The organism is Bradyrhizobium sp. NBAIM08 (assembly GCF_020193935.1).
GTDB lineage: Bacteria > Pseudomonadota > Alphaproteobacteria > Rhizobiales > Xanthobacteraceae > Bradyrhizobium > Bradyrhizobium yuanmingense.
On sequence record NZ_JADYVR010000011.1, the window covers coordinates 148,164 to 168,685 of the forward strand.

Annotated in this window: 17 protein-coding genes and 1 pseudogene; 9 read left to right on the forward strand and 9 right to left on the reverse strand. The window is 59.7% G+C overall.

Annotation, left to right across the window (positions count from 1 at the left end):
- Position 1 precedes the first annotated feature (1 nt).
- Together I6F37_RS30240 and I6F37_RS30245 are read right to left on the reverse strand one after the other, a co-directional pair.
- Entirely contained in the window at positions 2-1,468 is a 1,467-nt protein-coding gene (locus tag I6F37_RS30240; protein WP_225151560.1) for a UvrD-helicase domain-containing protein, read from the reverse strand.
- Positions 1,407-3,125 (reverse strand): ATP-dependent endonuclease, encoded by a 1,719-nt coding sequence (locus I6F37_RS30245; protein WP_225128667.1) that lies wholly within the window; start codon positions 3,123-3,125, stop codon positions 1,407-1,409. The genes I6F37_RS30240 and I6F37_RS30245 overlap by 62 nt, the downstream gene beginning before the upstream one ends.
- 148 nt (positions 3,126-3,273) lie before the next feature.
- Between I6F37_RS30245 and I6F37_RS30250 the strand changes: the two genes are divergently transcribed.
- The 4 genes from I6F37_RS30250 to I6F37_RS30265 all read left to right on the forward strand — a co-directional run bounded on the left by I6F37_RS30250 (position 3,274) and on the right by I6F37_RS30265 (position 7,519).
- A complete protein-coding gene (locus tag I6F37_RS30250; RefSeq protein WP_225128665.1) occupies positions 3,274-3,615 on the forward strand; it encodes a type II toxin-antitoxin system PrlF family antitoxin in 342 nt (113 codons plus the stop codon).
- Positions 3,612-4,118 (forward strand): type II toxin-antitoxin system YhaV family toxin, encoded by a 507-nt coding sequence (locus I6F37_RS30255; protein WP_225128664.1) that lies wholly within the window; start codon positions 3,612-3,614, stop codon positions 4,116-4,118. The genes I6F37_RS30250 and I6F37_RS30255 overlap by 4 nt, the downstream gene beginning before the upstream one ends.
- A 77-nt stretch (positions 4,119-4,195) precedes the next feature.
- Positions 4,196-5,551 carry a Shedu immune nuclease family protein gene (locus I6F37_RS30260; protein ID WP_225128663.1) on the forward strand — a complete coding sequence of 452 codons (1,356 nt, stop codon included), beginning with the start codon at positions 4,196-4,198 and terminating at the stop codon, positions 5,549-5,551.
- A 39-nt stretch (positions 5,552-5,590) separates the two neighbouring features.
- Positions 5,591-7,519: a hypothetical protein gene (locus tag I6F37_RS30265; RefSeq protein ID WP_225128662.1), complete on the forward strand. Its 1,929-nt coding sequence runs from the start codon at positions 5,591-5,593 to the stop codon at positions 7,517-7,519.
- A gap of 565 nt (positions 7,520-8,084) precedes the next feature.
- Here I6F37_RS30265 and I6F37_RS45980 read toward each other — a convergent pair.
- The 6 genes from I6F37_RS45980 to I6F37_RS30295 all read right to left on the reverse strand — a co-directional run bounded on the left by I6F37_RS45980 (position 8,085) and on the right by I6F37_RS30295 (position 15,457).
- Positions 8,085-8,432 carry an HNH endonuclease gene (locus tag I6F37_RS45980; RefSeq protein ID WP_225128661.1) on the reverse strand — a complete coding sequence of 116 codons (348 nt, stop codon included), beginning with the start codon at positions 8,430-8,432 and terminating at the stop codon, positions 8,085-8,087.
- A gap of 39 nt (positions 8,433-8,471) precedes the next feature.
- A complete protein-coding gene (locus tag I6F37_RS30275; protein WP_225128660.1) occupies positions 8,472-10,211 on the reverse strand; it encodes a hypothetical protein in 1,740 nt (579 codons plus the stop codon).
- Positions 10,208-13,666: a DEAD/DEAH box helicase gene (locus I6F37_RS30280; RefSeq protein WP_225128659.1), complete on the reverse strand. Its 3,459-nt coding sequence runs from the start codon at positions 13,664-13,666 to the stop codon at positions 10,208-10,210. The genes I6F37_RS30275 and I6F37_RS30280 overlap by 4 nt, the downstream gene beginning before the upstream one ends.
- Before the next feature lie 175 nt (positions 13,667-13,841).
- Positions 13,842-14,567, reverse strand: coding sequence for an SOS response-associated peptidase (locus tag I6F37_RS30285; protein ID WP_225128658.1), 726 nt, complete (start codon positions 14,565-14,567; stop codon positions 13,842-13,844).
- A 3-nt stretch (positions 14,568-14,570) separates the two neighbouring features.
- Positions 14,571-15,020, reverse strand: coding sequence for a hypothetical protein (locus tag I6F37_RS30290; protein WP_225128797.1), 450 nt, complete (start codon positions 15,018-15,020; stop codon positions 14,571-14,573).
- A gap of 44 nt (positions 15,021-15,064) precedes the next feature.
- Positions 15,065-15,457, reverse strand: coding sequence for a hypothetical protein (locus tag I6F37_RS30295; RefSeq protein WP_225128657.1), 393 nt, complete (start codon positions 15,455-15,457; stop codon positions 15,065-15,067).
- A 145-nt stretch (positions 15,458-15,602) separates the two neighbouring features.
- Between I6F37_RS30295 and I6F37_RS30300 the strand changes: the two genes are divergently transcribed.
- The 4 genes from I6F37_RS30300 (at position 15,603) to I6F37_RS30315 (ending at position 18,771) form a co-directional block, all read left to right on the forward strand.
- Positions 15,603-16,535 (forward strand): Ku protein, encoded by a 933-nt coding sequence (locus I6F37_RS30300; RefSeq protein WP_225128656.1) that lies wholly within the window; start codon positions 15,603-15,605, stop codon positions 16,533-16,535.
- Between the two features lie 442 nt (positions 16,536-16,977).
- On the forward strand, positions 16,978-17,178 hold the full coding sequence (locus tag I6F37_RS30305) for a hypothetical protein (RefSeq protein ID WP_092220504.1): 201 nt from the start codon (positions 16,978-16,980) through the stop codon (positions 17,176-17,178).
- Between the two features lie 14 nt (positions 17,179-17,192).
- Entirely contained in the window at positions 17,193-17,609 is a 417-nt protein-coding gene (locus I6F37_RS30310) for a hypothetical protein (protein ID WP_225128655.1), read from the forward strand.
- A 337-nt stretch (positions 17,610-17,946) separates the two neighbouring features.
- Positions 17,947-18,771 (forward strand): ribonuclease HII, encoded by an 825-nt coding sequence (locus tag I6F37_RS30315; protein WP_225128654.1) that lies wholly within the window; start codon positions 17,947-17,949, stop codon positions 18,769-18,771.
- Positions 18,772-18,798: 27 nt separating this feature from the next.
- Here the strand turns inward: I6F37_RS30315 and ligD are convergent, their stop codons facing one another.
- On the reverse strand, positions 18,799-19,746 hold the full coding sequence (gene ligD / locus I6F37_RS30320; protein WP_225128795.1) for a non-homologous end-joining DNA ligase: 948 nt from the start codon (positions 19,744-19,746) through the stop codon (positions 18,799-18,801).
- Between the two features lie 142 nt (positions 19,747-19,888).
- On the opposite strand from ligD, the pseudogene I6F37_RS30325 reads away from it, so the two are divergent.
- Positions 19,889-20,511: pseudogene (locus I6F37_RS30325) on the forward strand (cell envelope biogenesis protein TolA).
- Positions 20,512-20,522: the final 11 nt, after the last annotated feature.

A 20,522-nucleotide genomic window follows, 5' to 3' on the forward strand; every position in this document is an offset into this window, starting at 1 on the left:
CTTACCAGGGCGGATTGAGAATTGGCGATGGAGAGCAAACCACGACTCGGCGCGAGCCACGGCTCATTGCGACGTAGAGATTGCGCGCGTTGAGAGCGCTCCCATTGAGAATGACCGAGATGTCGGCTTCGAGACCTTTGAGTAGCAAGGTACTTCCGACGGAACGCTTGGCGAGCGGCCGGCCGATGAGCCGAGAGTATTCTCGGATCGTCACCGTCGCCTCTCGAAACGATGGCCCGTCGGGAGAGGTTGCAAGTTGCAGAGCCCGCTGTGCGGCCGCCAGCACTGCAGGACGGTAACATCGAACTCCACCGGCGCGATTGATGGCGGAAAGGAGATCTGCGACATCTGCAAGCGACCGCGACGCTTCAAAACTCATGCCCGCTTGCTCGATACCGGACAGAGGTCGTCCCAGATTCCCGGTACGGGCTGCCGCAACCGACCGTACTAGGTCGTCTGCGGAAAAGGCGCTCATCAAGCTCTCCGCAAAATGGGCCACGGTGGAGAGCGCTTCGGGTCTCGCAAGGTCGAGGGCACTCCCAAAATCCGTAAGGTCGCGCAGGTCCACAGCCTCGACCGTCACGGCTCCTTCGACTTGGCGGGCGAAACGTTGCTGTCCCCGAGGGTCCGTGCTGTCGCCGATGATCAAAACCTTCGTGTCGCCTGGCGCGGCGACCGCGGCCGCAGCCTGCCGCAGGGCATCGTCCTGGCGGCCATCGAGCTGAACCCACTGCACGCTGCCGGGTGCGTTCCGAAGATCGATTGGTTTGCCTGCCGCAAGGTCGGGTCGTATCGATAGCAACCATTGACCCAGATCGTGCGCGCCTGCGTTGTTCCACCTCCACGGCGTGGCAAGTTCTCGCACTTTCGGAAAGAACGAGAGTACGTCCTTCTGCCAATCTGCCAGCGGATCAGCGCCGAATCCAAAGATGGCCTGGAACGGATCTCCAACGATGGCTGTGGGCAGACTTTGAGCCAACCAGGTTACAAGGGCGTGCTGGCGGATCGAGCAGTCCTGGTACTCATCTACAAATAGTTGCGCGAAACTGGCCGCGAGAATGTCATAAAGATGCCCGGCAGCAACAAGCCGCGCTGCCGCGTCACGAATGGCTTCATAATTCGGCCGGGCGGCTGTTACGATTCGCGGATCGTGCCCGGCTCGCTGAGGAAACGTCGAAATGAGCCGGATCGCGAAGCCGTCGAGCGTTGCAGCCCGGTAGGAGCTTGGCTTTACACCTGCTCTATCGAGGCGGCCGCGGAGCGCTGCGACCCCCGCATTGGTGTGTGTCAGCACCAAGATTGGCTTTGGCCCGTCATGCCTTGCCAGAGCATCGCTGATGAGCTGGGTCTTGCCGCAGCCGGCCGGGGCTATCACCAGCCCACGGCCTATCGTGCGCAGGTCGATTTCAGCGGCCGTCATCTGCGACCCAGTCGAGAACGCCATCCATGACGTTTGTAAGGCTGGCATCGGCCTCATCGTAGGCGGGACCGACAATACGCTGCCCCGCCGTTTCCATCGTGGTGATGGTCTTTAGCCAACCGAAGCGCGCCGCCGCGTCCCCGAGAAGGGCACGGCTGGCGGGGCTGAGGCTGCCAAAGAGCGCCTCGGTTTCCAGATCGTGGAGCGTCCTTGTGCCGCTGGAAATTGTTTTGACATGCGCTTCAATCAACGCGCGGTCTTTCACCTCAATGGCGAGATTCAGGAGTTGGCTCGCGGGCCCGTTCGGGAGTGCGGCGAACAGTTCCTGTTCGAGGGCACGACCGCCGCCCCATGCGAACACCTTGCCGCCGCCAGCAACAAAGGCAGCTTCGGCACCCGGTGGGGCGGGTTTGTCGCTGTCTCGCAGGATCGCTGTTCGGTAGCCCAGAGACTGCAGAGCGATGGCGCGGCTGAAGGTTTCATCGCCGTTGCCGTTCACCAAAGTTGCACCACAAGCTGCATGCGATTTTTCGCCGGCAGCAGTGAAGTGCTGATCCAGACCGCGCATCAAGCCGATTTCGCTTCCGCCCTCGCACACCACAATCGAGGAGGCGAGCAGCGCATGGGCGTGGGCGCGGATCGTGCCCTGTACGTTCCCGGCGTCGCTGGCACAGCGGACGGTATGCTGCCCGCCATTCCTGCGGACGATATGAAGCTGGTGGGCGTTGAGCTCGGTCACGGCAATCGGCGAGTGGCTTGTGGCAAAAACCTGTAGCGGGGGCAAGTCTTCCTTTGCGCCCAGCGCGCCGAGCAGGCGAATGATTCGGTGCGGCTCGAGCCCATATTCCAGTTCGTCGATCAGAAACGTCGTCGCCATCTCGGCCGCCTTCCGCTGCAGGGCGGCGATCAGCAGCCGCGACGAACCAAGCCCGAGAGCCCGTAGCGGCACACCCCCTTCATCATGAAGCGAGATGGTGCCGCCTGTGAAAGTGACCGAACCGGCATCGATCAACGCCTGCACGGCCTTTCCGACGGGGACGCCCATATCGCCTGCCGCTGCCGTGACGAGTTTGAGAGGCTCCGCGAGCTCTTCGAGTTCCTTTTGGTCAAAGGCGTCGCGCATCTCACGAGCTGCCCGTGTCAGCTCCTTTGATGCGTCCGCCTTGCCGTCTGTCAGCTTGGTCAGCACAGACCCTCTCCGCCACGTCAGATGCATGCCCCCCGTGACGCCGAGTCTGGCTGGAGCTATATGCGTGCGATCGGCCCAGTTAAGATTGCGGACCCGACCTGAAGCCTGGGCACGCGGCGAGACAAGCGTCCATTCCGGCTCGAGGTCGTCCTGAACTGTGAGCTGGAGGGTCAGGGCGGTTTCGAGCCCGGCACCGGGTTCCGGTTCCACCAACCCGGTGGCTGCATCGAAGCCCACGAGGAAGTCGCCATACGCGTCCATGTTCTTCAGGGGGTCATCGAGAGCGCCAAGTGTCACCGCAATGCGGATCGCGCGGCCGAAATCAAGAGCGTGGAAATCGGCGTCAGTGAAGGAAAGCGATCGGCGCGCGCCGAGGCAAAGATCGATGGCATCAAGAATCGTCGACTTGCCGCTGTCGCCTGGTCCGATCAGGCAATTTATCCCAGGACCAGGTACCCAGCGAAGCGTCTTCACCGCTCGAAAATTCTCAATCTCAAGCACACGGATCAGCGCCATTGGGCGTTCTTTCTGCTCGTTCGTCAGGGGAATACGCACCGAACGGGCAGAATTCCGCCGCCGTCGGCCAGCCACACCAGCCGAGATGAACTTGACTTACAATGCAAATGCATTACATCGGATGATATTGAGATGCAAGGAGCGGGTCATGGCCAAGACGGCTGAAATCCTCGAAATCCCCGCCACCATCACCGAGCGCGGCCAGACGACTGTGCCGGCCGCTATCCGTAAGATGCTGGCTCTCGGCAAGCGTGACCAGGTCGTGTTCCGTGGCCTCGCTGACGGCACTGTCGTCATCGCGAAGAAGCAGAGGCGTGAAGCCGAAGCCGACCCTGTGATAGGCACGTTCCTCGAATTCTTGGCACGTGACATGGCTCATGAGCCAGCGCGAATTCGATCGGTGCCGAAGTCGCTGGTTGCGCGAGGAAAGGGCTTGGTCAAGGGTGTCAAGGTCGATCTCGACGCAACGCTCCCGGATGACGAAGGGTGAGCGACGACACCGTCGAAATCAATGGTTGGAAAATCTATGCGCACCCGCTTTTCCTCGATCAACTCGAGGCGATGATCGAAAAAGTCGAGCGAGCGCGCAAAAAGGATCCAAAGGACTATAAGAAGAAGCGCGCCGCAAAGCTCCTTGCGGCGGTGCTGAAGGTCGCATTCGAGGATATTCCCGGCGATCCAACCCGGGACATCTATCGTCAGGGCGCCACGCTGGGCGATGAACATAAGCACTGGTTCCGTGCGAAATTTCTGCAGCAGTATCGACTATTTTTTCGCTACCAGCGATCCGCTGACGCCAAGGTCATTGTGCTGGCTTGGGTCAATGATGACTCGACGCTGCGCGCCTACGAGAGCGCCAATGATGCCTACGCCGTGTTCCGGAAGATGCTGAAGCGCGGCAACCCGCCGGACGATTGGACGAAACTTAGCGAATCAGCTCGAGCGCCCGACGCCAAGCACCGTCTTCGGAACACAGCGGGATCGCAGAAGTAACAGCTTCGGATTGCCGTCGCTCGACGAGCGGGCTGAAACCCTGGGACTGCCAGGCGGCGGACAAATTGGGGGATGTCGTGAAACTGAGTCTAAGAGAGATTCATCCAGGATGCATCGCAGTCCATTGCGAAGCCGATCCTGGCATTTACCAATCTCTCAAGCCGGATGAGCCGGTCCCGAACCCGCTGCCCAGCAAGGATGTCATTTGGTTCGATGCCACTAAGTCGACAATTATCATTCGACCCATTATCACATATCCGTCCGAGCGATATTTTGAAGCGAAGTACGGCCAGCTTGAAGAGATCGTCCTGGAAGGTTTTGATTTCGAGCTACCCGAGGATGAACACGCCATACACGATGTGCTCTTCCAACTTCCTACCGGCTTGATCAAGAATATCGAAGCTGGCCTTGGATTTCCAAAAGAATATAGTTCAATCGTTGACAGTATCGAGGAGCTCGACGACGTCACAAGCCTAATCATCACAAAGCGAGGGGTGACCCGCCTCGACGGCGCGTGTTTTCATCTCGCTTACCGCGAATTCGAAACACTGCGCTTATCGTTGGCGCGTATCACACGAGGGTATCAACGCGAGGGACGAATAGACAGGGCGATCAAATCCCATAATGCCCTGTTGACAACGCTGGACCCTGAGCGATTCCCGGAAAAGCGGCGAGCGCTCAAGAAAGACACAATCTCCAATTTGCTGGTTGGTCGCGATTACTCTAAGTCCGAGCTCTCAAAACGCGATCGGGTCGGCATGGTCGCTGCAATTCGCTCGAGCGCTCCGACGATCGCGACCGAAACGCCCGATGTGTTGTATGGACTTCAACGCGATATCGAGCTCGTTAGCCTCGATGTTCTAATCGAGCGGTTTCGGGAAATGATCGACAAGAAGCTGCCCGAGAGCGCTTGGCAGAAGCTATTTGCTTCGAACCCGTTCATATTGTCGTTGCTGTTTGGCTATCCGATCGTGGAGGTGCTTGGACAGGCTCATGTGGGAGGGGCGGCTTTGACTGGACGAGGCGGAAAGATCGCCGACTTTCTCGTCAAGAATGAAGGAACCAACAATGTGGCGTTGGTCGAAATCAAGACACCGCACACTCAGCTGCTCGGAAGGGAATTTCGCGGCGGCGTCTATCCAGCTTCGGGCGATCTTGTGGGTTCGGTTGCCCAAGTTCTCGACCAACGCTATCAATTCCAAAAGAATATCGCGCAGATCAAGGATGCAAGTGAGATCGCCAACATAGTATCTTACTCCGTTGATTGCGTGGTTGTTGCGGGGAAAACCCCGGAAGGAAAAGCCGAGCAGAAGTGTTTGGAATTATTCCGCCGTAGCATGAAGGACGTTCAGATTTACGCGTTCGACGAGCTCTTGCAGAAGCTGGTTCAGCTTCGCGACTTTCTCGCCAGCGACGAAGCCACTGAACGATAAGTCGAGAAAAAGCAACTCGCTGCAATTAATGGCGACGCCATGGATCCGTTGGCTGCATTGTCCAAAATTGGCCACGCCTTCTTCGCCCGCGACGGCGTGAGGCTTGCCTTTGGCAAGCGGTGGGACGGGGAGATCATTCACATTTCGCAGGCATCGCGTGGCTCGTCATGTGGGTGTCAGTGTCCGGCCAAAAATTGCGGTCGAAAGCTCGTCGCGCGAAAGCCTGACGGTGACATCGCCCATCACTTCGCGCATGCGCCACTCACGGCGGCGGAGCGGGCTGCAGGTATCGCCCCTAGCTGCAAGCACGGCAATATGACGGCGCTTCACCACTATGCTGAGCAACTGCTCAATAGCCGCAAAAGCCTCGTCCTTCCTCCCGTGCAGGCCACGTACGGCGCGCGCACCAGGACAATTCGTCAAGCAAAGACTTTCGTCTTTGACTCAGCTATGCTGGAGACCATGGACGGCGAAACCATTCCGGACGTAATCCTGCGAAAAGGCGATGATCGAATGCAGGTCGAGGTCTATGTGACGCATCGCTGTGGCCCGGAGAAGCGAACGAAGATCGCGGCTGCGGGCATCTCGGCAGTCGAAATTGATCTGTCCGCGCTGTCCCGAGACACGACGATAGCTGGCCTCGACGAGGCAATTCTAACATCGGCTCCGCGCGAATGGATCTACAATCGCAGGGCCGCTCACGTTAGAAATGAACTGGAGCGAATAGCTGGACAGGAAGCAGCTGCGGCGGAAGAGAGGCGTCGAAACCAGATCGAGAAGGTCAAAGCAGCCTACGCTTCCGCCCGACGAAAGGCATTAGGCTATGCCTGGCAGCACTCGCCCCAAGTACGAGCTGTTGCTGCGGCGGGAGATGCCGAGCTCCTCGACGGACCGTCCGTGGGAGAGGGATATTTCACGGTTCATCCCAAGGTATGGCAGGCTGGCATCCTTTGTGACATGGTGCCGCGTTTCGGTGGCGTCACCCCGTTCTCCGTGATCGGAGAATTCCGTACGCGCGGTTGGATCACGGAAGAGTTCGCTAGCCGCAGCCAGAACGAGGACTCGCTTCTGGTGGACGCTAACCTTCCTAAGGGCGGTGCCGAACGGGCCGTGGTCAAGTTCCTGCGATATCTTGCTGTCAAGGGAGTAGTCGAAGATACGGGCTGGGCATGGAAGCAGACGCAGCGGCGATCCGCCGAATTGCATCAGCGCCGTATTGAGCAAGATCGTGCCGATCGAGAGGCTGCACAGCTGGCGGCTCGGCTAGCATCTCTGAAAGGTCTCGGCGAAAGCATAGCCCTCCTTGGATCCGATGTTGAGCGACAGGGCTTCGAAGTCGCATCCTGGATGGAGCACGCGCCGGATGGCCAGCAATCCCTGAAGCAAATCGCTATCAAGGGCGATGCTGCTTGGCAGGCGTTGAAAGGAGCTCTCGCGACCACGCTTGCAGTTCTCAAAGATGAATCTGAGCAGGAGGCCCACGATCTTGGGCTGCCGGTTCGCGGCGTGCTTAAGACGATGCGCTCGATCCACGACAGCCGGGCCGCCCAGCGCAAGGCCCAAGAGGAGGAAGCAGAGCGACTGCAGCGTTTGGAGCGGCTGGAGACAATCACGGCTCTTTCAATATCGTGGATCGGCGATGCCCATTCGAATTGGCTAGAGGCACCACACTCGAACCTCGACGGGATGTCGCCGCGCGAAGCCGCTGCACGATCTGGAGGGTATCTCGAAATTGCAACCCGTCTGCTGCGCAGCTTTCAAGCAGAGTTGATCAAGAAAGCGAAATGGGTGGATGAGCTGGAGCGAGAAGCATCCAAGCTGCTTCCGCGGCCCGATATGCTTCGCCTCTACATGACAGCCGGCGATCCCGAGCTGCCCGGCCTAGTCTCTCCGACCGTCCACACAAAGGACGAGCAAACGATGCGGCAATGTTTGGCGCTCTTGAGGCGTCGTTACGGCAAGCGGTAGTGTCGGTATGCACTGCATCGAGCTCAAGAAGTTTCGCTGGATTGCGCGCCATCGCATTGCCAGCTTCGAGATTTGCCATAATCCTTCAAGGCGCCCAATACGGTTAGGGCGAGTGAAAACGGCTGCAGCCAGCCTGGAAGTTCAGCAACTTGATAACGGCCGTCTTGGCGGCAGAAAAACGAGCGGTTCATTACGGAGAGCCGCCGCGGCTTCCAAATCACGAAGGCCCGGCTGCTGCGGTGACATGTCGATCAAGAACATCAGACCAAGGATCGTTACGCTAAACACCGGAAAATCACGTCCGTCTTTTGCGATCGGAGTGGACGCACTCGTAACAGGTCCCAAGGTTTGAGTTGTGTCCCTCGCCGCACGCGGTGCTGGCGCGTCAGGTCGGCCCCATACAAACACACGAATATGTTCGTATCGTGTGTCAGCTGCTTCGGCTACGCCATAGTGCCTTGCGATAAGGTTGAGCCCGATCTTGTAAAGCGCACGCACAAAACGAGGGTCATTCCCGAACTGCTGCCTGAATCCGAGCCGGCCGGCCTCCGGCTCTATCCACGTGTCAAAAATACCGTTGGACTTGGCCGCTGGCGCAGGCGCTTTCCCTCTGCTTCCACAGTTTGAGGCCCAGCGTTGAGAAAAATATCTGTCCAGTCGCCGAGTGTTTGCTGCTGATGGCGCGCCAGCTGTCAATTGTAGGTCTACGCCCGCCCTTTCGGGGCACACCATAGACGACAGTCACCACCTCGAACTGCTTTAATAGGGCCTGATCCAGCGTCCCCAAAGCGTTGTTGCAGTTTACGCACATCACGTCGCGCAAGACCAAGTCTTCCGGGCAGCCGAGAGCCTCAGGGATGCCGTGCTCAGTCGAAAGGCGTTCAAATTTGTTTCGGCACCAGATACAGATCATTGCGCGTACAAAGTTGATATAACCCGTCGTATGGGTCGATCAGTCCCCGAGCTGTCCCTCGAATTTCGCCAAGAGGGAAGTAGCCAGGCCTTCCCCTTCCAGATGCAGGCCAATCTCGTCGAGAGGATTGTCGGGCGAACCGGTCTGAGAGCCCCAATTCATCGTGCTCACGACGACATCATCATTGCCCCAGAGCAGGAATTTCGCGTGGACTTGCGGATCCTCCACGGCAATCAAATCGACGACGCCGTTTAGTCGATCGCGGTGGGCCCTGACATGCCGCCGCTTGATGGGTCCAGACGGGCGCGAAAAATAGACACGGACGTCGTCGAGGCGCCGGCCCGCGATTTCGGCCGGGTTGAAGAGCCCAGGCACCATGGGCGCGCCGACCTTGTTGCTGCAGCAAACGAAACGTTCATCGGCCTCGTGCGCCACCTGCCGGAGCAATCGCTCGTGATCGTCAGCCTGCAGGAAAGTCATCCGAACCGGTACACGGTGACCGGTGTCGGTGGTGGGTGATAAGGGGCTTCTGGCGCGCCTCAAATCCGATGCCATGAACTGAAGCGTTTCGATCGAACGACTTGCGCTCGAAAGAGGCGAGATGATCGAACGCAGAAGATCCAGGCCGGCCGCTGCAGCCCGATTTTCGGTGAGCTCGACAGAAAGCTCCACGGCCGAAAAAGGCGACGACAGCCAATTGGAGGAGCCGAGCAAGACGACAGCGCCTCCATGACCGTCATCTGCGGCGAGACATTTCACGTGGCTTCGAACCGAGTCGCGGTGTGCAAGCACAAAACCACGCGCGTGGCGCGCCGAGGAGAGCCGGACGTTCAGCTCTTGCATTGCGATTGCATTTTTTCTCTCGGCGTCAAGCACGGTGCCATAGAACAAATGGCAACGCACGCCACGTCGACATGCCCGCTCGAGCGCGATGCGGACACGTTCGTGGCGCTCCGTGTATTTTCCTTCGTGCGGCGTGATGAAGGTCGAAAGTACAAAGACGTCTTCCTCGGCCTGGCCGACGATGCGCTCGAAGGTCTCCAGATGCTGGTTGCCACCAATGATCAAGTCGTCGGTGGATATCATCGTATCGATGGTCGGTGACCGGTCCGGTTGTGGATCGCTGGCTTCAGGAAGGATGCCGGTTTTGATCGTTGCTCGAAGGGCGCCAATTAGGTCCTGACTGGCTCCCTCGGGGAGCAGACCGTTTTTCACATCATTGAGTTCGATGGCGAGGTATTTCCTTTCGAGGACGGAATTGACGGTTTGCACGCCGCGCAACCATTCGCCTGGGCGAAGCATGTTCGTCACAAACTGAGTGACGCGAACTGCCATCGTGTCATCGGTCTCATCGGGCCCCGCAGGAAAGTTAACCTTGTGATCCGCATGGGACAATCGATGGAGCGGGGCGGTTTCGACGTCGCGGTTGCGAAAGACGGAGTGCCCGACCTTCTCCAGCACAAGACTGATGTGAATCTCGCGATCTTCGGTTCGCTCTGGCAAAGCGCCCCCCAACCTGATGAAGTCGTGACCGACAGTGCTTGTTGCCAGTTGGGGAACAGGTGACAGCCGAATCTCGACCAGGCCGAACTGCATCAGCCGCGCGATGGTCGAGCCGGCGACCTGGACAGGAATTCCGAGCGACGCAGCAACACCCTCGATCGTGTCCGGGGTGCGATCGAGCGCGAGCAAGATCATTTCCTCAATTGGGCTCCATCCCCAGGTGCGTTGGACGATGGCACGCGCACGATAGTGCCAGGCGGGAAGGTAGATTTTCACGCGGGAAATCTCCCGTTCTCATCGACCGTGATGATGGAAGCACCCTTGACCTTGCCGGTGGTGCCGTCCTTTCTGATGAGGTCGTAATCAGTTCCGGCCAGCGTCGCGAACTCCTTCAGCATCTTGCGAAGGAACTCGAGCTCATCTTTGTTTCCATCGGGATCTATTCCGTCCACCACGTCGCGAATGAAGTCTTGGCTTGTGGCAAGAACAAGCTTTTGCTTGGCGCGGCTGAGCAGCACGTTCATGCGTTGCGGGCTCTTAACGAAGCCGAGCGCGCGCGATCCGACCATGACATTGTTGCGCGTGAGGCTGGCGGCGACGACGTCGGCCTCGCCGCCCTGGAAGCTGTCGCTCGTAAAGATAAACTCTCCGTTGCTGCGCGGGCTGGCGAAGCCAAACAAGGTCTTGTCTTTCTTGATCCGTTGGTTAAGCAGGTGCTTAAACCAATTAACCTGCGCCAGATACGGCGAAAGGATCACCAGCGTGGGCCGGCGGCCATCGCCGCCAACGACGGCCTGCAGGCCTTTCAAAGCTGCTATCAAAAGCTGAGCTTCAAGGTCGTTGCGGTACGATCGCTTCACTTTCGTTTCGAAATTGCGCCGTTTCGTCACACTGAGCGGCGGAAAATCGAGGAGAACGATCGGCGCGGCGAGGTGAGGTGCGGTCGATGTAACAGTCAGTGCGCGACGCTTGACGCGATCGGAGGGAACGAGCCTTCTGTTGTAGAAAGTATTCGAGACAAGGTCCCCGATGGCGGGGTGCATGCGGCTCTGCTCGAGGAGAGTGTTGACGATCGTACTCGGCCGTCTCGAGTCCTTTTCCCGCTGCTCTTCGCGCTCTGCGATTGATCGGAAGGGCTCTTCAAGACGCGCTGCTGTCGCGAGCACTTCCTTCAGCAGAAGCTCGTTCGACTTGATAGTATCGAGCGCCTCGTTCACTTCTGGCGGCAGATCGGAGATGGTTTCAAGCTGCTCTTTCGCGCCTCGCAGCAGCTCCGACGCGCGTTCAGCATCGTAGAACTTTTGCCGCTGCGCGGCATCGAATGGAGACAGCTGGTTATGGTCTCCAACCACGATCCTCCTGTTGCCCAGCAACAGTGCGCCGATCAGTTCCGCGCCATTGGCGCGGGCAGCCTCCTCCACGATGACCCAGTCGAACTGGTCGCCGTCGGCTATCATTTCTTCGATAATGTGGGACGACGTCGTGGCAAGCGTCACATCGGATGATCGTAGCAACAGATTTTCGGTATCGCGAAACACGCGGTCGGCAACCACCGTTTCCGACGGATCCACGGGTCGAAGGGCCTGTTTGATTTGGTGGCGTTGATTGACCATCGCAGCTTCAGCCGCGTGGCCTGCCACTGAGACCGACTGGAGCAGACCAATGGAGCTCGTTCGCAGGGAGGTTACTTCGTCGGTCGGTCGTGTGCGGTCGACACGAACCACGATCTCCGGACCGCCCGCCAGAGTCTTTTTGAGTTCGTCCTCCATCTGAATCAAGGTTTCGTGGTTTTGGGCCGAGACCAGCAGCCTGGCGTCCCGTGTCTTTCCCAAAATACTCTTGACGAGATGCGAGATCAGGAAGGTCTTGCCGACGCCAGGGGGGCCGATAACGACATTGATGGATCTACCGGCCACAATCGCGTCCCATGCGGACTTTTTCGATGCATCCATATCGTCTGGCGGCGTGCTGCCGGGAGCTGCAATATCGCGTAGCGCATCGTCCAGCGCGACCTGTGCCGGATCGTCGATCGCTCTTAAGAGTTCAATATTGGTCCGGGCCGCCACGATATTTTGAAGGCGGCGGCGGATAGCGCGCTCGAATCCGCTATCGCGTCGAGGACGAAGATAGAGAGTCTGTCCTGGCACGACCGCTTCACTGGTCGCGAATGTGTAAGTCAGGCGCCCCTCGACGATGCCGCCCGTTCCTTCATAACTGAGCTCGGGCAGCCTCTCGCGATCGCCGGCGAGCGCATCAAGGCGAGACAGCGTCCAATTCGGCTTGCCATCGTCGTACCTCAACTCGTGGCCCAAGGCGTCGTATGCCGGACGTAGTCCCATCATTTTGCGCCGGATGTCGCGCTCGTCATCCTCGCGGCATGCGATCCAGGCCAAATCGGTATCTCCGTCCGATGGCGGATGAAGCACTTCGACGGGATAGATGCGAAACTGTTCGCGCAACCATGTAAAGGCTTCGAGGAGGATGAGGGCGTACCAGGTCGGAATATCGTCGGGTCGTTGAGCCGCGCGGCTATTGCCACTGGCGTCGATCCACTGCTTGGCACCGGGACCAAGCTTGCGCACCCGTTCTTCAGCGCTCTTCCGGGTTCGCGCGAGGTATACCCTGTGAGAAACCTCGACGGCATCGAAGATGTGATCATCAGGCCGCCGTTTGTTGGCATTCTCGATCATGCCAACACAATCATCGACGACTTTCACGCCATAGGCAGCAAGATCAGTGATGACACGCACAAAGGCCTGATCCACAGCAACAGTACGTACCGTTGGTCCGCTCAGATCGTCTTCGACAAACCGGAGGACTGCATCCCGGTCATCTGCCTGTATCGTGCCCGACGTGAGAGCCGGAAGGTCGCTTTGGATGACTTGAGGCGAGGGATAGAGAACGAGCTCGCCCTCGGCGCTCGATCCTGACCGCTCAAGATCGGCCACGATCTCCGTCAGCTCGCTCAGGACAATATTGCCGTCGAAAAGCTGATGGTGCGGTGGATTGGCAAGGCGATTGAGCATGCGCCGTTCGATCGGCAGCAGGGAAGGTCCACCGCCGTCCTCGGTAAGGCCAAGGATACGGGACGCCGTCTGCCCCAGATCGCTCCAGTCCTGCCGGAACGATACGGTGCCCGAGGGCCGCAGGAGATGTCCCGCGCCGCCCATATCGCCGTCGGCGATGTGCACGCACGCCTCGTAGCCGCCGAGTCGGAAATCCTCCTTCTCATCGCTATGCGAGAAGATCGCATGTTCGCTGATAGCGCCATGCACAATTCCCGCATCATGACAAAGCGCGAGTCCTTCGGCTACGCGCAGGATATTGCGCCAAAACACCTTGCGACCGGCCGTCGTAAGCAGCCGGCCTTCTCGCGCTCGAACCCTGTGCAACGACCCGGAGATCGGACTACCCGGATCGACCATTAAGATGCCGATCTCATCCTGGTCCTCGACGATTTCAAGAACCTCAACCAACAGCTGTCGTGCACGGCGTGACGACAGGACGCGCCGGACACGCCTGAGACCGTGCGTGATGAGTCGTTTCAGGTCTTCGTCGAGCGCAGATCCGGTCTTCTTAAACAGACGGAGGAGATAGTCTTCGCCGTCGGCGATGCCGGTGGCAAAACGAAGTTGAGAATGCCAGCCATCGACGCCGCTGGAAAACGCGGTGTCGGCAAACGTAAACCGTGCGTCGAGCGTGGCCTTTCCTAGCTTCGGACCTCGCGCCATGGCGACGTAATCCTTTGGACAGAGTGCAACAGCGTGATTCGTATGCGGAGGATAACTATATGATCTGAAGTGAAGTTATCGACCCAAAAATTGCAGGATATGTCAGTGTCGCGCGATCGTCTGATTCGCCAAGGATTGGACGGGGTCGCGGCCGTTTGGTCGTCGGCCTCGTCAGTCACGACGCCAAGCCGAGGGGGTCTTCTTTGAGGCCGCGGGCGACGATCCGAAGATTGCTGTCGGGAAGTGGCCGCTGTAGCTTCAGGGCCTCGTCCGGAGGAGCCGTCATCCAGGCCTCTACCTCGTCCGGCGTCGTTAGGATCACGGGCATCGCCTTCGGATGGATGGCGGCGACCTCGGTGTTTGGCTCCGTCGTGAGGAACGCGAAGAGGTCGTTGGTGGTCTCGCCTTCCTTGACCTTCCGGACTGACGTCCAGTTGGTCCAGATGCCGGCGAAGCAGGCGAGGGGACGGCTCTCATCGAGCGCGAACCAGATATCGCCGCCCTCGGCCTTGTTGAACTCGCTGAACGAGTTGAACGGCACCACGCAGCGGTTTTCGACGCCGAGCCAGCGAGTCCAGTGCTTGCTCGTCACGTTACGGATATTGGTCGTTCCACTGTCCGGCTCCATTCTGAGCAATTCCTTGAAATCCACTGCCTTGCCCTTGGCCTGCAGTTTCTCGACTCGCTTCTTCGTGGCGTCCATCAGCGCTTTTGACGACGACGGCATTCCCCACCGCGCAGTGGTGAGTTCGCGGCCCTCGGCCCCGTTACGCACGATCGGCGCCTTGTAGTCGGGAAAAACTCCCGGCATCGGCGCCAGATTACCAACGTAGCGGTTCACGACACGAAACAGCGCGCTGATCGCGGCTTGGTTGGTCGTGATCGAATAAAGATTACACATCGGTCAGGATTCGGTTCGAGGGTGGCGCGGCTGCCACGTCAACTGTAGCAGAGTCGCGGATGGACGCCGGCCCACCTTGGCGCATTTGCGGCAGCGCAGCCGGCTGGCGAGATCGTGCACGAAGGTGGTCGGCGGGTGCTTCATCGCCGCGAGGTCCACGTCGCTCGGCGTCTTGCAGCGCGCGCATCTGATCTCCAGCCAGGGGAAGCCTCCGTTCACGGCTTGATCGATGGTCGGCGACGGATCGATCGGTTCGCCGTCACTCCACATCCGCTCGTTCCAGCTTTCGCAAAGCAGCCTATCGGCTTGCTGGATCATCGCCTCGCCCTTGGCCCGCGTCTCCGCCGATTGGGTAGCCAGGATGTTGGCCATAGCGCGCGCCTTGCCGAGCTCTTTTGCCAGAGCCTTGCGATCGCCGCCCGACAGGGGCGTAGGGTGATACTTCGGGGCCATCCGGACATCCAGGCGCAAAGATCGGATCGGCAAATGCAGAGCGGCTACGGCGTCTCGAATGCTGGCCAGCACCCGTCTTCTTCATGCCTGCCGGTGCGCTGCTGGCAGGTGTTGTCGAGCAACCGCTGCGCGACGTCCTTCCAGAGCGCGTTGCCGCCATACAATCGCACTGCATCGACAGTCTGGATTTCCACGATTCGCTGGCAACGGCGGCAGGAGACGCGAAGTACGTGGCGCTCAAATTCGGAGAGACGTCGCTGCCGCATGTGGGCCTCGGTCGTGCCGGCGCGAGGGTCTTTGAGGACTGAGTCCCAGTATTCGGCCGGGAGCGGCGCATCTGGAGCCGCGACGGGGGGAATAGGCCTCCGCGCCGCGTCAGCTGCCAGTCTTTCCATCTGCTTTGGGGTCATGCGCCAGCTTGCGGGTCGGTCGGTCATTCCTCGATTAGGACATAAAGTGAACAAAAGTCGAGTCAGTCCAAGGGCCCAGGGAGAAAAATCGGCCTGTCGGACGGATCGGGATGTCGGAACCAAGGCAAGCCGTTCGTCTTGAATCCGGCATCAATAATGGAGTTCCCCCGCGATGGCCCCACGCGCCAACTGGAAAGGCTTCCTTCGTCTCTCCCTCGTCACTTGTCCGGTCGCGCTCTATCCAGCCACGTCGGAATCCGAAAAGGTCTCATTCAACCAGCTGAACCGAAAGACCGGCCATCGGATCAAGTACGCCAAGGTCGACGCCGACACCGGCGAGGAGGTCGACAACGAGGACATCGTCAAGGGCTACAAGGTTGATACCGATACCTTCATCGAGGTGACCAAGGAGGAGCTTGAGAACGTCGCGCTGGAATCGACGCGCACCATCGAGATCGACGAGTTCGTCGACCGCAGCGAGATCGATCCGCGCTATCTCATTCGCCCCTACTACCTGCGTCCTGACGGTAAAGTCGGGCACGATGCCTTCGCCGTCATTCGGGAAACCATCCGCGAGATGAACAAGGTCGCAATCGGCCGTGTGGTGCTGACCAATCGCGAGCATATCATCGCGCTCGAGCCGCTCGATAAGGGGCTGATGGGCACGCTGCTGCGCTATCCCTACGAAGTCCGTTCCGCGGATGAGTATTTCGATGACATTCAGGATGTCAAAGTTACCAAGGACATGCTTGATCTCGCGAAGCACATCGTCAATCAAAAGGCGGGCCATTTTGAGCCGGACAAGTTCGAAGACCAGTACGAAACCGCCCTCATCGATCTGATCAACCAGAAGCGCGCCGGCAAACCCATTAGAGCGAAAGAGCGTCCTCGAGGTGAGAACGTCGTGGACTTGATGGACGCGCTGCGCAAGAGCATCGGACGGGACGCGACGAGCCCGACAGAGGCTCCGAAGAAGAGGGCCAAGAAGCCGCGCAAGGCAGCGGCTGGGCAGAAGGAAATGCTGATGCCGATCACCGGCAAAAAAACGGCGAAGGAGGGCGCGGCCAAGAAGCCGGCTGCAAAGCCGCAGCGAAAGTCGGCCTAGACTATCGTGAAGCACCAGTCACGCCAGACGGTCACTCCTTCGTCATCCGCGCAGGCCCTGGCGGATGGTAAATCCCATCTCGACGAGGTCGCGTGAGACTATCGCGCTGACCGGCAGAAAGGCGACAGCCGCGAGGCCGAACCAACGGCGCATAGAGCCGTCGACCTCGCGATTTGCAATGAGAGGGGACACTTTGCGCGCTGCAGGCCGCGCCACTGCGGAAGTTTATCAAGTTGCGTGATTTGCGCTGGGGAGAGTGTTTGGGCAGCGTAGTCTTTCAGCCTAATCAGTTCGGTTTTGGGGGCTTCGGCCAGCGAGCCGATCCATTGGGGGCCGAGACGCAGCTATGGGTGCAGTGCACCGTCCGCAAAGTTTAACATGCTTGAATCCCCAAGCGGGCGAAACTGCGCTAGGATTAGATTTTCCCTTTAGGGGGCAGCTTATGTTCGACACGGCAACCACCGCGCTTTTGCGCGCGGTTCTCGATGAAGTCTGTGAAAGCGTCTCGCACCGCGAGATCGGGGCACGTACCCACGTCGCGTCGAAAATCCTAGAGGCTGCGACGAGAGGCGAGATCTCTCCCGAAGGTCTCAAACAGATTGGTCGCGACGCCCTCTCGCATGCGCCGACAATGTGGCGCTGATCGCGGGGGCCGGCGTGAACTTCCAGGTCACCGTCCTGAAGATTTTGGTAGCCTATCCGGACGGCTTTGCCGTGATGGAGGACCTCAAGAGGGATATGGCCATCCTGGCGACGAGTGGCCGCGACTGGGCGGACCGGACCAGGCGCCTCGCGGCCAGAGTGCCCGACCTCGACATCTTCTCACAAGGATTGGTCGAACGGATCAGCGGAGGATGGAAGATCACGTCCAAAGGACGGGCGTTGCTCGAATTGATGGAAGCGCGGCCAACGGCCCTGGAAAGGGCCGAGGCGCCTCCAGTTCTGGAGACGAGTGCGACCTCGCCGGCGCCTGTTCCTCCGCTGCGGCAGCCCGCCGATCGTGCCAAGCGACGGCGCGAAAGACGTGAACGTCGGCGCGAGGCGCGCGAACGGGCAAGAGCAAACGCCTCTTGAGGTAGCGACTGAGGGAAGAAAAATCCGCCAAATGGGAGCAGCGTTTGATAGTCCCGGACTGTCGATTTGCCTCCCCAGTCCCAAGCGTACCGCCGTTACCTTGTTTGCGGCCATGCCGGCCCCGATCTACTCGGGACGGCGACTGAGCACGGGTCCTTCTACCGAGCCGGCGAGCGACAATGTAGCGAGGAAATGAAGGCCGAACCCGCGCGGGAGAGCTGGCCGGGTTCCTTTTGAGAGGGCGTTGCGCGGTCGGTGAGGCGGTATAGCTACTTCAGACAATCGCCATAAAGTTCACTGACATGCTCCCCAACAGTCAATCTTCACGAAGGCCTTAATGTCCCAGTACTCACTCGATGTATTGCGTCAGCGCTATGTCGTCGAGAAAAGACCGCTCGAGGCCGGCGTCGAGCAGATCTTGCGGGCCGACACCCGCGCCGGAGCGCGTGCCATCCTGGCTTCAATCGATAAACGCCGCTTCGAAAATAGGTCGGAAGGGCAGCGCCTCCGCAAGATGCTCCGCTTCGAGACCTCTCTGTGGGAAACAGGCCATCACGCCGTGGCAGGCGTGGACGAGGCTGGAATGAGCCCTCTCGCCGGGCCGGTCTCTGCTGGCGCCGTGATCCTGAAACCGGGCACGCGGATAGTCGGAATCGACGACTCGAAAAAACTCGACGCCGCGGCTCGCGAAGAACTCGCGAAGGAGATCATGGAAAAGGCGGAGTGTTGGTCTGTGGCGTTCGTCGAGGTCGAGGAGATCGACGCGATCAACATCTATTGGGCGGGCATTCAGGCTATGCAGCGTGCGGTCCGGGGGCTGGGATTGACGCCGCAACACTTGCTGATCGATGCGAAACGGCTGAAGGAAATCGACATCCCTCAGCAGGCAATCATCAAAGGCGACGCCAAGTCCGCCAGCATCGCGGCCGCCTCCATCCTCGCGAAAGTCGAGCGCGATGCCGTCATGCGGACGCTCGACGTGCGACACCCCGGCTATGGCTTCGCGGATCACAAGGGCTACCCGGTGCCGGCTCATTATGAAGCGCTCGCCAGGCTTGGCGCATGCGCAGCTCACCGGCGGTCGTTCGGACCGGTACGTAAGGCTCTCGGGTTGCCGCCCTTGCCGCCATGGCCTTCGGCATCTGAGCGCGACGCCGGCTGAACAGGTCTACGCTTCGTCTCGGCGGCGCTATTTTCGCGGCCAGCTCTTTTCGCGTACGACGTCCTTCGCGTTTTTGTCGGACCGCAGCCCGAGATAGACCGGCTGGCGCAGCTCGCCGTTGCTGGTCCACTCCGCGAACTTCACTTCTGCGACCAACGCAGGACGCACCCAGGTCGTGACCTGCTCATCCTTCACCTTGGCAGGGAACGGTGACTTGGCGGTTTTGAGCTTCATGAGCTTGCCGTGAAGCTCTTCGAGAACTTGGTGGCTGAAGCCGGTGCCAACGTGGCCTATGTACCGCCATGCATCCCCTTCGCGTACCGCGAGGACGAGAGCGCCGAAGAAAGGCCGGGTTCGCCTCGGCGCCGTGAAGCCGGCGATCACGACCTCTTGCCGCTGCGCGGTCTTCACCTTCAGCCAGTCGGCGGTCCGGCGTCCGGACGTGTACGGGCTATCGGCGCGCTTGGCCATGATGCCTTCGAGATGTCTCCGCTCGGCATCTGCGAAGAACTTCGTTCCCTTGCCTTTGCGGTGGTTGCTGAACGCGACGAGCTTGTGGCGCGGAAGGATGGCCTTGAGCCGCTTCTTGCGCTCGAGGAGCGGCAGCGCACGCAGGTCCTCACCGTCTGCGAACATGAGGTCGAAGGCGCAATACAGGAGCTTCGCCTCATGGCGCAGCGCGTTTTGAAGCAACTGGAAATGCGAGACGCCGTCCTTTCCGATCGCGACGAGCTCCCCGTCGATCACGGCATCGCCCTTCACGCCCTCAAGTGCTTTGGCGACCTCGATATAGCTGCGGCTGATGATCTTGCCATTTCGGCTGTAGAGCGCAACCTTGCCTCGCCGGATTTCCGCGATCATCCGGAAGCCGTCATACTTGTCCTCGAAAACCCAGCCGGGATCGTCGAACGGCGCGTCGGTGAGCGTTGCGAGCATCGGCTGCAGGCGCTTGGGCAGGGTCGACGTCCGGCTCATTCGAGGCCAATCCTTAAGAGCACGTTGCGAAATGCATGGACGTCCTTCAAGGATTAGGGAACGCTTCGGGGCCGCGTCTTGTTCCGCAGGCTCCGTGGCATGCGTGACGTTGACGCTCGATTGAGGAGGGCGGACCGGACCGATGGCGAGAAAACTCAAAACCTACCAGACTTCTTTGGGCTTCTTCGATCTGGCGATCGCCGCCTTCCTCCTCCATGAAAGCGGCCCTCGAAGCCTGGGGCGCCGACAGCAATCTCTTCCACCAAGGCGCGGCGAAGGAAAGCGACGATCCGGACGTCATCGCTGCGGCCATGAAGAAGCCGGGCGTCGTTCTCAGGCGCCCGGTCGGATCCAACCGATCCTTCAGCGAGCAAGCTGAACTGCCCTCCGATCACGGCGGGGACAGAAGAACGACGAACGCCCCGCGCAAATCGAAGGGCCAAATTGCGAAGAAGCCTTCCTCACGTCCCGTCGACAAGACGGCCGAGCGGAAGGCTGCGCTTGCCTACGAACGGGAGGAGAGGCGCCAGGAGAGTGAACGGGCGAGGGAGGAGGCCGCCAGGCAGAGAGAACGTGAGCGCCGTCAGCAGGCGGTCGACAAGGCGCAGGCTGCGCTGGACAAGGCGGAGCAGGAGCACGCGAAGCGGGCTGCCGCCATCCAGGCCGAGGTTTGAGGCTCTCGCGAAGAGATCGCAAACCGAAGACGATCGCTGGAATAAGGAGAGGGAGCGATTGGAAGCTGCGCTGCGGCGCGCACGGAGTTAGTTTCTTGGCAG